This is a genomic window from Pseudomonas simiae (assembly GCF_900111895.1).
GTDB lineage: Bacteria > Pseudomonadota > Gammaproteobacteria > Pseudomonadales > Pseudomonadaceae > Aquipseudomonas > Aquipseudomonas simiae.
Map to the genome: position 1 here is coordinate 330,816 of NZ_FOKB01000002.1, position 13,286 is coordinate 344,101.

Here is a 13,286-nt window from a genome sequence, read left to right on the forward strand (position 1 = left end):
ATCCTTATCGCCGCCCTCAACTCATATCAGTTGATGTTATGACCCATGAGTCAAAGTTGATGGGGCAACTTTGCTACTTCCTTGGGTCATGGTGTAAGTCATCTCCTACAGAAACAGAGAATTTCGTTACCGGTGGTATGAGCCGTGCGTTTAGACGAAGTTCCAGGCCGCTCATCCTGTTTCCGGAAATTTCTTGAAATATTAGGAAAGATGGCACTGGTACTATATTGATAGCACTTGCTACTTGGGCCAGTAGTTGTGGGGAGTTGGTACAGGGAGATAGTTTTGTGCCACTACACTTTAAAAAAAGTGGTGCCACTACGAAAAAAAACGACGAATGTCGAGTGAAAGAATTGTTAGAGAGGTTTCGGAATGTTTTTTGACGTCAAAATAATGACTATTTTCTGAGTGAGCTGGATAAAAAAGTGGGAGCTGGCTTACCTGCTCCCACAGTTGATATTCCGTGTGGTGACGGGCGGAGCCGCCTTATTCCGGTGCGTGATCGCGCAAAAACACCAGGTTGTCCGGCTTCGACTGCTCGGCATTGAAGCGATAGCCCTGCACATCAAACGCCTTGAGCTTGGCCGGGTCATTGATGCGTTCTTCGATCACAAAGCGGCTCATCATGCCCCGTGCTTTCTTGGCATAGAAGCTGATGATCTTGTACTGGCCGTTCTTCAGGTCCTTGAACTCGGTGTTGATGATCCGCGCGTTCAGGGCCGTACGCTTGACCGCCGAGAAGTACTCGTTGGAGGCCAGGTTCAACAGAACGTCATCGCCTTGTTCAGCCAACGCTTCGTTCAGCCATTCGCTGATACGTGTGCCCCAGAACGCGTACAGGTCCTTGCCACGGGCATTGGGCAGCTTGGTGCCCATCTCCAGGCGGTACGGCATCATCAAGTCCAGGGGGCGCAGCAGACCGTACAGGCCCGAGAGCATGCGCAGGTGGTCCTGGGCGTAGGAGAAGTCGGCATCGCTGAAAGTGTCGGCATTCAGCCCGGTGTATACGTCGCCTTTGAACGCCAGCAGCGCTTGCTTGGCATTGGCGGGGGTGAACGCCGGGGTCCAGCTGCCGAAACGGGCGGCGTTGAGGCCGCCGATCTTGTCGGATACGTGCATCAATTCGCTGATTTGCGCCGGGCTGAACTCGCGCAGTTGCTCGATGAGCTCCTGAGAGTGGTCCAGGTACTGCGGCTGTGTAAAGCGCTGGGTCGCAGGCGCGGTCTCGAAATCGAGGGTCTTGGCGGGTGAAATCACCATCAGCATGAAGTCGTCTCCTGTAATCGTGAAGGGATTCTAGGGGCTGGGGCGTTTTGACTCCACCTATGAAGCCCATAGATACCCCGATTTCTGTAGGCGCGAGCAAGCGCGCGCCGACGATAATCGGCAGTTAGTCCGCTATGATGGCCGGTGACTCTGGAGAGGGAGACCCCGTGTGCGAATAGCGCTTTTGTTGTTGGCTTGTATGTTGTGCCTGAATGCCCGGGCGGCGCCCGTGGATGTGGCCAGCCTGGACCGTGGCACCTGGCCCGAAAAACTCGGCAGCCCGGCGTTGTTCGACGTGGCCTCACGCGCCGAAATCCTGATGTTCGCCCACAGCCTGCTGGCCAGCGAGAATCAGGACGAAGCCGCGCTCAAGCAGCGCCTGGGCCTGAAGATCATTAACCTCTCCGCCATTGACGACCTGCGTCGCCAGCTCTGGCAGCGATTGTTGGAGAACTACACTTTTGCCCAGCAGAGCTGCGAGGTAGATGCCTCATTCTGCTACCTGGTAGAGAGCATGGACGACCTGCGCGAGCAGGCGGGCAAGTTCGAGGTCAGTGCAGATTCCTTCTATATAGGCTGGGCCGACCCCAGCCGGCACTTTCATGAGCGCTATCTGGACGAGCTGCTGCGCAAGGCCGCGCTGTTCCCGCAGATCAGCAGTGAAGTCGCGCGCTTTGGCGACCATGAGCGCAATGGCGATGAATTCAACGATCGCCTGTTCCTGCTCACCTTTGACGGCGGCCCGGCCCCGGTCGGCGGCAATACCGACTGGCTCACCGACTACCTGCGCAAGCAGAAGATGAACGCCACGTTCTTCGCCCTCGGCAGCAGCCTGCAAACCCGTGTCGAACGCAGTTCGGTTGCCGATGTGCAGGCGCTGTACCAGGGTCAGTGCGTGGGCTCCCAGGGTTGGCAGTACCGCTCCCACAGCCATTGGGTGGACTGGCAGAGTTCCATCACCCGCAGCGCGACACTGGCGCAAAACCTGATGCCGGAAAACTACGTGCCGCTGTTCCGTCCTCCCTATGGTCAACGTCGCGCAGACAGCCAGGGTTTCTTTCAAGCCCAAGGCTTGCAAGTGGCATTGTGGGACATCGATTCCCAGGACGAGCCGGGCAAGCTCAAGGCCGATGAGTCGGCGCAGCGGGTGCTGACGTTGATGCTGCTGTGGCGCAAAGGCGTGATTGTGTTTCACGACACCCAGGACAAGGCGCGGGTAGCACTACCCATGCTGTTGCAGGCGACGGCGCAGAGTGGTCTGGGTTGGCAGGACTGCCGGGAGGCATTTCGCTGAAGTGCCCGGCCCTGTTGGGTGTGAGGCGATTTCGGGGTGATTTTGTGCGAGATTTCGATGCAGGCGGACTTCCGACTTTAGCGGGGTACGTGGCACGCGGCTAGTGCTATTCGTCATCCTGAAAAATAAACTTCAAAAAAACGTCAAAGTGCTTTTTTCTGTCACACGTTTTGCGGTATTACGAAGTCAGATCGCCGAAACCTGCAGCACAGGTGGCGTCTTCCAAGACTCCTCAGGTGGGCACTGCGCTTGACGTCACTCAGGTGCAGTCGGTGGTCGAATCGAGGCGCAGCACCGCCCAGGTATTGCGTCGACTGGCTCCCACAAAGGTGACCGAGTATGGATGATCATGGACGTAACCCTTCTTCCGACCAGCCAATCCTTTATGTGCTTGATACCAACGTACTGATTCACGATCCAAACGCACTGCTCAACTTCGAAGAACACCACGTCGCCATCCCGATGATCGTGCTTGAGGAGCTCGACAAACTCAAAAGTGGGCACCACAGCGTTGCCGCCGAATGCCGCCAGGCCATCCGCCTGATCGACAAGACATTGGGCGAAGCGTCGCCGGAGGACGTCGAAGTCGGCGTACCGATCCAGCGCGGCAAAAGCGGGCCCAAGGGCTTGCTGTCGATTCTGATGAGCAAGCGCAGCGAGCCCAACAGCCTGCTGCCGGAGAATCTGAACGACAACAAAATCATCAACCAATTGATCGACCTGCACGCCCGCGACAAGGACCTGCGCGTGGTGCTGGTGACCAAAGACATCAATATGCGTCTCAAGGCCCGAGCGTGTGGGATCGCGGCCGAGGACTACAGTACCGACCAACTGGTCGACGACGTGTCGATGCTGTCCCGTGGTTATCACATGATGACTGGCTCATTCTGGGACCGCGTCAGCAAGGTCGAAACCCGCCAGGACCATGGCCGCACTTGGCACCAGGTGCAGTTGATCGACAACCTGCCGGCCGTGCACATCAATGAATTCATCGTCGACGAACAAGGCTTCGTGGGCTGGATCAAAGAGATCCAGGTCGACAAGCTGCTGATCCTCGACCTGCATCAGGAACCCCTGTTGCACCAGGAAGCCTGGGGCCTGAAACCGCGTGACATCTACCAGAGCCTGGCGCTGTATGCGCTGCTCGACCCGGACATCCACCTGGTCAACCTGACCGGTGCTGCCGGTTCCGGTAAAACCATTCTTGCCCTGGCTGCCGCCATCGAGCAGACCATGGTGACCAAGCGCTATCGCCGCATCATCGCCACCCGCAGTGTGCAGGGCCTGGACCAGGAAATCGGCTTCCTGCCCGGCACCGAAGCGGAAAAAATGGAACCGTGGCTGGGGGCGATTACCGACAACCTCGAAGCCTTGCACATGGATGACGAAAACACCCATGGCAGCGTCGACTACATACTCAGCAAAGTGCCGTTGCAGTTCAAATCCCTCAACTACATCCGAGGTCGCAGCTTCCAGCAGAGCCTGATTTTGATCGATGAATGCCAGAACCTCACCCCGCACCAGATGAAAACCATCATCACCCGTGCCGGCGCCGGTTCCAAAGTGGTGTGCCTGGGTAACCTGGCACAGATCGACACCCCCTACCTGTCCGCGACCAGCTCCGGGCTGACCTACCTGACGGAACGCTTCAAGGACTTCCCGAACGGCGTGCATATTGCGCTGCAAGGGGTACCTCGTTCGATTCTGGCTGAATACGCCGAATCGCATTTGTAAACGCAATCACTGTGGGAGCGGGCTTGCTCGCGAAAACGGTGTGTCAGTCGCCGGCTTTATTGGCTGACACGCCGCATTCGGGAGCAAGTCCGCTCTCACGTAAGGCTGCTGCCACATTTTGATCGGTGTTAGGTTTACAATCGACGCTCCTGATCAGGAGTATCCCCGTGCTGACTCATCTCGATTCCCAAGGTCGCGCCCATATGGTCGACGTCACCGACAAGTCCGTGACGTTCCGCGAGGCGGTGGCCGAAGCGCGCGTGCGCATGTTGCCCGAGACCCTGCAAATGATTGTCGACGGCGCCCATCCCAAGGGCGACGTGTTTGCCGTGGCCCGCATTGCCGGGATCCAGGCCGCGAAAAAAACCAGTGACCTTATCCCGCTGTGCCATCCGCTGATGCTGACCGGCGTCAAGGTCGAATTGAGCGCCGAGGGCGCAGACTCCGTACACATTGTGGCGCGCTGCAAACTCTCGGGGCAGACCGGCGTGGAGATGGAAGCGCTGACGGCCGCCAGTGTCGCCGCATTGACCCTCTACGACATGTGCAAGGCCGTGGACCGCGGCATGACCATCGAAAACATCCGCCTGCTGGAAAAGCTCGGCGGTAAAAGCGGGCATTTCAAGGCGGATCAGGCATGAGCATCAACGTATTGTTTTTTGCACGTTACGCAGAGGCTGTGGGCTTTGATTCGCTGGAGATGGAGGGCGATTTCGCCACCGTCGATGCTGTGCGCCTCGCGTTGGCCAGCGACCCTGCGTTCGCGGTACTCAACGAGACCAGCCTGATGTGCGCGCGCAACGAAGAGTTGTGCGACCTCGAGGAACCGGTGCAGGCAGGTGACGACGTGGCGTTCTTCCCCCCCGTGACGGGAGGCTGACCATGGCCGTTCGTGTGCAAGCCCAGGCGTTTGATCCGGGCGTCGAGGTGAATGCCATGCACGCGGCCAATGTCGGCGTGGGGGCGGTGGTGAGCTTTGTTGGGTATGTGCGCGACTTCAACGACGGCCTGGATGTGGCGGGAATGTTCCTTGAACACTACCCCGGCATGACCGAAAAAGCCCTGGCCAAGATCACCGTCGAAGCCGAGCAGCGCTGGCCGTTGCTCAAGCTGGAAGTGCTTCACCGCATCGGCGCGCTGGAGCCGGGCGAGCCGATTGTGTTTGTCGCGGCAGCCAGTGCCCATCGTCAGGCAGCGTTTGATGCCTGTGCGTTTGTGATGGATTACTTGAAGACGCGGGCGCCGTTCTGGAAGAAGGAAAATACGCCTCAGGGCCCCCGCTGGGTAGAAGGTCGCAGTAGCGACCATGATGCGGCGCTGCGCTGGAAGTAATGCAAGGTTAAAAACCTCGTTAATACATGCTCAAGGTGATAACGAGGTTTGAGCGCATGGCTCAGTTGAAACGCTCTGAGCGACAGTCTTTTAATTCAAAACTAATCTGAAAAACACCGCTTGCCTGTCAGTTCTGACAGTAGGCACGGTGCCGCGCTGAATATTAAATAAGTCTAGGTAGTTAAATTTACTTTGATGGTCATGCCGCCAGTGCGACAGCATGAGGCATGCGTGAAGGAGAGCGTTATGGCCGCGGGCGACATTGTTATAAGAGCCTTTGAGGTGAAGCTGCCTAACGGGCAGAACTGGACTAATGAGCTTTATGCCAACGGTCGGCATCAATGCCAGTTAAATATATTGATAAAGAAAGAAGTCGAAGATGCCAATGGCAGCTATATTGAAACTCCGTTAACTACAACTGAGCGCAATAGCGCAACAATTACGGCTTATGGTTTTCCTGAATCCGTACTTCCTCGGGGGTGGTCGTGCGATAAAACTAAAAACCAATTCGACGTAGGCCTGCGGCCGCTAGGCACGGAAGACTCCGCGGAAGAGCCTAGGGCAGAATTCGACCCTGTTGACAGCAGTTTTGAATTGATAAAGTTGTATATGAGAGCCGGTACGAGCGCGTCCATAGGGACCGAAAGGTTAATGGCAAAAATTTACGTAGGGGGAAAAACGTATACCACCAATGGATCGGTGGGGGGGGTACCCTTTCAGAGTTACGTGGATATCCAACTCACTAGACCCTACCGGTTAGAGATTAACGAGCTGAGTACCTATGTCGACCTTGATGCGTACTCCCACAACCACAATAAAGTCGATATAGATATCTATTATATGACGCCAACCGTTAAAGGTATTCGTTTTGTTGAAAATCGGGGTTTGGATTCGCCCGTGGTTGTCGAGGGAGAAGGGTCACATTTTCATACCTCGTATGTTCAGCATACGAACGATGGGATCCGGTTTAAAGGTGGTGTTGTAATGGTTGAGAGCGGTAGGTTAACAGTGGATAAAATTCAGAAGGACAATGGTTCGGGGGAGGTTCTTTATAATAAGATGTCTACCATTATGCGTGCTGCGCGATATAGAGGGTGGATCAATACTCCCGATGACAACCGGCAAAGTGGATGGCGTCTGTGGGATAACTATGGGTGTGAGCACGTTTTTTATATTGGCTTCACCGACAAAGGAAATGTGCTGGTGTTAAGAACTTAGTTGTTGATTGGGGTTGTGACGCGCATCTATTTTGAATAGGGGCTTTCACTTTTATGAACGTTTACTCCAATGCTTTTAACTTCAATAGCCGCCTCAATGGCGTTGTCGACACGCGCACTGGTCAGTACGTTTGCCGTATTGCACTGGCCACACTCTACCCGCAGGGGCCGTTGGAAATAAGTCGTGAAATTGCACTCTCCTTCTCCCTGTTGAACTCAGATGTCTCAGGTAACTATGGCGCCGGGTGGCGCCTTGACAACACGGAGTTTGATCTGGCGACTTCAAAGCTGACGTTGTTGACAGGTGAGCAATACCAAACCCATGGGCTGCCGTCTGTGGGGCGCACATTGGTGATCAAGGACCGAAAGCTCAAGGACCTGGTGGTCCAGCGTGTCGGCGAGTCCACGCTTCATGTGATTTATAAGGACGGCACCCTTGAAATCCTAGGGCGCCCGAGTAGCTCTGGGCCTTACAAGATCACAGCCATTCAGTTTGAAAACGGTGAGCGCTTGCGCTTTTCTTATCTCCAGGGGGGGCCGTTGGAGCGCATTCAGAACGATCAAGGGCAAGACTTGTTGGTGTTGACCTACATGGGCGCCTTACTTGTGGAGGCCGACGTTTTGATTGACGGTGGCCGGTATGCCCGTACTCGAATTGCCTATGGGAATGTTAACAACCAACTAGTGCGCGTCACTGTCCCTTACGATCGTACACAGGCTCCGGAAACTGCGGCCTATACATTTGTCTACCACAGACCGTTTCGCAACGGCCTCATCGCGATCAGCGAAGTCAACTCACCGATGGGGGGTAACACACTCATCAGCTACGAAGAGAATGGCCATCAATACGCAAACAATCAGTACATCCCGCGCGTGGTGGGGTGGCGGCAAACCCCGGGGGGTAATCAGCCACCGATCGGTCGTAAGTACAGTTACAGTGCGGGGACTAACTTCACAGGTTATCCCTACTCGGGTGGCTTCACTCCGGGTGAAGAAAACATGTACCTGATTGCCGGTGACTATGCCTATTGGGGCGAAGAGACGGTCATTGATGTGAGCAACAATGATGCCCCGTTGTATGCCACCCGCATGACCTATAACAAGTTCCACCTGTTGACCGAGGAGCGCGTGACCCGCGAAGGGACCCGAACCACCACAAGTCTTGCCTATAACATCCTCCCTGGAAAATTGTTCCCTGATCAGCCGCCCAACCTGCAATTGCCTCGGCAGGTGGTCAGACGCTTCGAATTGGTTGCTGGCGGCAACGCTCGTGAAGAAGTGCAAACCATGGAGACCGATGACTATGGCAACGAGCTAAGTCGTACCGAAGCCTCTGGCGTTTGTGTCGAACGCAGCTATTACCCGGTCGCGGGCGAGGCGGGAAAGTGTCCGGCCGACCCCCATGGTTTGTTCCAGCGCTTCGTGAAGCAAGAGCGCCTTGTTGCCGCAGGCGATACGCCAGCCGCACGACTCACCGAGTACACACATACCCGTGTGCCACAGACGGGTAACAGCTACTTTGTGGTGCAGGAGTCGGTGACTCAACCTGACCTGTTCAGCACGCGGCATACCTACTACGACACACCCGTCTTGTTGGTTGGTCGATTGAAAAGCACGTCCAATACAATCGACGAGCTTGCGTTGACCAGTCACTTCACCTACACCGTTGCGGCGGGCAACCTTGTTGAGACCCGGCGCATGATGGGGCGTGAAGGGCAATGGCTTGAGTCGGCACGCACGCTCTCGCTGGTCAATCGGCGGTTGCTGTCGATGACTCGAGACGGTGGTTGCTCACTGGATCTGGCGTTCGATGTCAGTGGCCGTTTGACAGCGGAAACAGTTTCTCTCGGCAAACCCCAGCAAGCCGGGCGGCGTTACGCCTATCATTTTGCGACGCCGGAAAAACGTGCTCATTTGATCACCACTGATGCGCAAAATAACCAGGTCATTACCTACTTTGATGGTGTCGGGCGCCAAGTGTCCGAAGCTCAATTGATCGGTGCCAACCGTGACCAGGAGCGTGTCACCAGAACGTGGCGTTACGACGCGTTGGAGCAACTATCGGAAGTGGTCAAGCACGATTACCTGACCGATGGGCAGCGCTCATTGAAAAGCACCTACTCCTATAACCATTGGGGCAACTCCAGTCGTGTGACCCGCGCCGATGGCAGTGTGCAGATCGATGAGTACGATCCACTGCTCAACCTCAGGGTCGAAGGAGTTGAAGGCGGCGAGCGCTTGAGGCGTTACTTCAATGAGCACAATCAGCCGGTAAAAGTGGAACGTCTCGACGCAGGCGGCGCGACTGTCGAAGTGGAGTCGCGCACCTACGATGGCTTGGGGCGCTGCCTGTCGGTACTGGATAATATGGGCAACAAGCGCACCGAGTTTACCTATGATGCCTTCGACCGGTTAATGACGACCCTTGAAATACCGCTTGATGGCACGCCGCAAAGGCTGCAAAAAACGGACTATGCCCCCGGCACCAGCGACGCAATGATCAGTGCGTTGGCGGTCGATGGCAAGTGTCTGGGGGCCCGTACTTATGACAGCTTGGGCCGCTTGACCAGTCAGACGCGCGGGACGGGGCAGACCACAACCTGGGAGTATGAGTCTGGATGGACTGAGCCTGTCGCCATAACTTCCCCACGGGGTCATCGTCAGACGCTGACTTACGATAAAGAGTTGGGTGTACCGATCCGTAGAGAGATGACAGGGCTTCCGGTGAGCGCCTACCGACATGATGCAACTACCAGCATGTTGACCCGCTCGGAAACCGATGGCCTGATTCACGAGTATTTTCAGGACGCGAATGGCCATCCAGAAAAGGATATTCAAACCGCCAACGGTGAGTCACTCACTGCGCTGTATAGCCATTCTCCTGGTGGGCGCCTGTTGCATCAAACGGCTGCCGATGGTCAGCTCAGCACGCTTGAGTACGATATTTACGGGCGTTTTTCCCGGATCACCACCGGGCCCATGGTGATCGAGCAAGGCTACGATACCCTTGGCCGGCCTCAGGACCTGACCACGGTCTATGAGGACACGACGGTGGTGACCAAGGTGTCTTATGATGCATGGGGACGGGAAGCCGAACGCCGCTTCGAGGAGAACGGTGTACTGCTGCAGGTGATGACCAATACGTATCACGCCAACAGTCTGTTGGCGACCCGCTTTCTTCGAGACGCGAGTTCGCGGGTGGTGATTGGTGAAACGTTCACCTACGACGCTTTCTTACGGTTGAAAACCTACCGTTGCGAAGGCCTCGAACAGCCTCAGGATCATTTGGGGAGAGGCATTGTCGGGCAGGACTTCAGCTTAGATGGCCTCAACAATATCACCGGCGTAGTGACCACCTTTGTCGATGGCACGCAGGACATCTGCGAGCGATTTTTCACCGGCGCCGATCCGACACGATTGACTCGCCTGACCCATACGGCACCACCACAAGATGTGACCCTGACGTACGATGCGGCGGGCAACCTGCAGGCAGGACCGTCTGGGCAGGTCTATACGTACAATGCCTTTGAGCAACTGACAGGTGTGCACGCCGGTTCCGACCAGTACAGCTACCAGTACGATGCCGACTCCCGACAGGTCGTTGCATCCCGGGGCGATGAGCCGCCAGTGAGGTTGGCCTATAGCGGCGAAGGCCTTGAACTACTGGTTGAGGGGAACAAAACCATCCGTTACGCCAACGGCGATGATCAAGTGATGGCACTCAGCGGTGGGGTGGATGGGGTGCAGTTGTATGCCAACGATGCCTCTGGCAGCGTGCGCGGCATAACCGCCCCAAGCGAGGCTCATGTGCGGCGACACTACACGCCCTATGGCGATACGACGATATCGCTGGACGATGGTAAGGCCCGCAGCATGGCCGACCTGCAACTACCTGGAATCAATGGCCAGCGACTGGACGTAGCGACCAACCTCTACGTCCTCGGCAGCGGCGTGCGCGCCTATGACCCGCGCCTGATGATATTTCTGCAGGCTGATCCGCTGAGCCCTTTCGATGAAGGTGGGGTCAATGGTTATGGGTACGCTGCGTGTAATCCGACCAACATGATGGACCCCAGCGGGTTGTGGCCGACCTGGTTGAAGTGGGCTTTCACAGGGGCTGCGTTGGCGTTTGGCGTTGTGACACTGGGGGCAGGTTTGGCAGGCATTGCTGCTGCTGGTTTAGCCGCCGTTACCTCGGCCCAGATAGTAGCCGTCGTCGGAGCGACGATGGGTGTCATTGGCAACATCTTAGGGGTGACCGCACTGAGTATAGAAGCGGTTGATAACGCAAACGGATGGGATCGCTCCCATCACATTAAAAATCTGGGGTGGGCGTCTTTCTCCTTTTCCATCGCCAGTTGGTCAGCCAGTGGGTACAACGCCTGGGGGGCTGCGAGTAAAGCGTATGGCGCGGCGAAGACGGGGGTGGATGTAGGGAAGAACACAGCTGGTTTTGTTGTCGACGTCCCACTGCGTGAGGCGCTGAGGAGTGGGAGCAAATTAATCTTGGGTCGAACCTTTAAATTCGGTAAAGCGGTGACCACTAGCAGTAAGGCGTTCGGTTCCACACGAGCATTTGTCAGAACGGCTAATTTGATGCGCTCGTTGGTGGCGCGTTACGACGCTCTCGACTCCCCTTCCGAAGTGGACGACGCGACTAAGGGGGAAAGACGTGAGGCGCAGTCGCAATCACGTTCGGAGCTGGCGCACATCGCCGACATGCCAGACACCGCAAACCGGTTTTATCTGGCGTTCAGGGAGGAGGCTTTACGTATTCGTCAGCCGATCCTGAGTGAGCTTTACCAGGCGGCACCACAACGGTAAGGGTGATTCAAACACATCAGCAACGTGGAAAGCGTTGCGGCGATGTCGCTCCGCTGGAAATAGTGGACAAAAAAGCAGGTACATAAAGCCCTGCTTCTTCGTCCTTGGTTCAGGCTTACGGGCGTTTGCGCTCGACAGGGCGCAACAGGTGCGTCGGCGGCGTTTCACAGCTGATCTTGCGCCCCAGCAGCGTCTCGATCGACGGCAACTGATACGAGTCATCTTCCCCGGCAAAGCTGATCGATACACCCGCCGCCCCGGCACGACCGGTACGGCCGATACGGTGTACGTAATCGTCCGGCACTTCCGGCAGGGTGAAGTTGATCACATGGCTGATGCCATCGATGTGAATCCCGCGACCGGCCACGTCGGTGGCCACCAGCACGCGGATCTTGCCTTCGCGGAAGCCTTCGAGGGTCTTGATGCGCTTGTGCTGTGGCACATCGCCCGACAGTTGCGCAGCGTTGACGCCGTCACGCACCAGGCGTTCTTCGATGCGGCGCACTTCGTCCTTGCGGTTGGCAAACACCATCACGCGCTCCCAACCGTTGTCGTTGACCAGGTTGTAGAGCAGCTTGTACTTGTCGGCACCGGCCACGGCATAGATGTGTTGCTCGACGTTCTCGCTGGCGACGTTTTCCGCTTCGATCTCGACGATGGACGGGTCGGTGGTCCACTGCTTGGCGAGGTTCATCACGTCCTCGGTGAAGGTCGCGGAGAACAGCAGGGTCTGACGCTCGGATTTCGGCGGGGTCTGGCGAATGATCTGACGCACTTGTGGGATGAAACCCATGTCGAGCATGCGGTCGGCTTCGTCCAGTACCATCACTTCTACCATGTCCAGGTGCACGTCGCCGCGCTGGTTGAAGTCCAGCAGTCGGCCCGGCGTGGCTACCAGAATGTCGCAGTGACGGGCTTCGAGGTGCTTGAGCTGTTTATCGAAGTCCATGCCGCCGACGAACGTCATTACGTTAAGGCCGGTGTACTTGGTCAGGTCTGCGGCGTCCTTGGCAATCTGTACCACCAGCTCCCGGGTCGGGGCGATGATCAGCGCGCGCGGCTCACCCATGTAGCGTTCTTTCGGCGGCGGCGTCTGCAGCAACTGGGTAATGATCGAGATCAGGAACGCGGCGGTCTTGCCGGTGCCGGTCTGTGCGCGACCGATGGCGTCTTTGCCGGCCAGGGTGAAGCCCAGCACCTGCGCTTGGATCGGTGTGCAGTACGGGAATCCCAGGTCCTGGATGGCGTGCATCAGTTCAGGCGCCAATTTGAAATCGTGGAAGCGCGTCTTGCCTTCCTGCGGCTCGACGACGAAGTCTTCGAGTTTCCATGGGATCACCGGCGGCGTTGGCGCACGTTCGCGACGTGGCTTCGGTGCCACTGGCGCGGCAGCGGGTTCAACCGGCTTTGCCTGTTCAGGCGGTGTCACCGTTGGCTTCTTTGGCTGGGCAGCCGGTGCGTGCCGTGCGGGCTGTTTGCCGTCATTGCGGCTACCGGCTGTCGGAGCAGGAGCACTGGAATCAGGCGCGAGCGGCTCAGCCTCGCTTTTGCCGAACATCTTCTTGAGTGCTTTGAGCACGGTGATCTCATTAATTGGTTAAGGAATGTACGCCGGCCAG

General features: G+C 56.8%; 9 protein-coding genes. 7 read left to right on the forward strand and 2 right to left on the reverse strand.

The window, feature by feature from the left end; genetic code table 11:
- Nucleotides 1-486: 486 nt before the first annotated feature.
- Entirely contained in the window at nt 487-1,266 is a 780-nt protein-coding gene (yaaA, locus tag BMZ57_RS07540; protein ID WP_010212966.1) for a peroxide stress protein YaaA, read from the reverse strand.
- A 169-nt stretch (nt 1,267-1,435) separates the two neighbouring features.
- On the opposite strand from yaaA, the gene BMZ57_RS07545 reads away from it, so the two are divergent.
- The 7 genes from BMZ57_RS07545 to BMZ57_RS07575 all read left to right on the forward strand — a co-directional run bounded on the left by BMZ57_RS07545 (nt 1,436) and on the right by BMZ57_RS07575 (nt 11,667).
- Complete coding sequence (locus tag BMZ57_RS07545) at nt 1,436-2,560, forward strand: polysaccharide deacetylase family protein (protein WP_021491849.1); 1,125 nt, start codon at nt 1,436-1,438, stop codon at nt 2,558-2,560.
- A gap of 339 nt (nt 2,561-2,899) precedes the next feature.
- The gene (locus tag BMZ57_RS07550; protein WP_005785025.1) at nt 2,900-4,294 is read left to right on the forward strand and encodes a PhoH family protein; all 1,395 of its coding nucleotides are present in this window, start codon (nt 2,900-2,902) and stop codon (nt 4,292-4,294) included.
- A 167-nt stretch (nt 4,295-4,461) separates the two neighbouring features.
- Entirely contained in the window at nt 4,462-4,935 is a 474-nt protein-coding gene (moaC, locus tag BMZ57_RS07555; RefSeq protein ID WP_010212961.1) for a cyclic pyranopterin monophosphate synthase MoaC, read from the forward strand.
- Complete coding sequence (gene moaD, locus BMZ57_RS07560) at nt 4,932-5,174, forward strand: molybdopterin converting factor subunit 1 (RefSeq protein WP_010212960.1); 243 nt, start codon at nt 4,932-4,934, stop codon at nt 5,172-5,174. The genes moaC and moaD overlap by 4 nt, the downstream gene beginning before the upstream one ends.
- A 2-nt stretch (nt 5,175-5,176) precedes the next feature.
- Nucleotides 5,177-5,626: a molybdopterin synthase catalytic subunit MoaE gene (gene moaE / locus BMZ57_RS07565; RefSeq protein WP_069672387.1), complete on the forward strand. Its 450-nt coding sequence runs from the start codon at nt 5,177-5,179 to the stop codon at nt 5,624-5,626.
- A 246-nt stretch (nt 5,627-5,872) separates the two neighbouring features.
- Entirely contained in the window at nt 5,873-6,844 is a 972-nt protein-coding gene (locus BMZ57_RS07570) for a hypothetical protein (protein ID WP_069672386.1), read from the forward strand.
- A 53-nt stretch (nt 6,845-6,897) separates the two neighbouring features.
- Nucleotides 6,898-11,667, forward strand: coding sequence for an RHS repeat domain-containing protein (locus BMZ57_RS07575; RefSeq protein WP_069672385.1), 4,770 nt, complete (start codon nt 6,898-6,900; stop codon nt 11,665-11,667).
- Nucleotides 11,668-11,782: 115 nt separating this feature from the next.
- Here the strand turns inward: BMZ57_RS07575 and rhlB are convergent, their stop codons facing one another.
- Nucleotides 11,783-13,246 (reverse strand): ATP-dependent RNA helicase RhlB, encoded by a 1,464-nt coding sequence (gene rhlB / locus BMZ57_RS07580; protein ID WP_010212956.1) that lies wholly within the window; start codon nt 13,244-13,246, stop codon nt 11,783-11,785.
- Nucleotides 13,247-13,286: the final 40 nt, after the last annotated feature.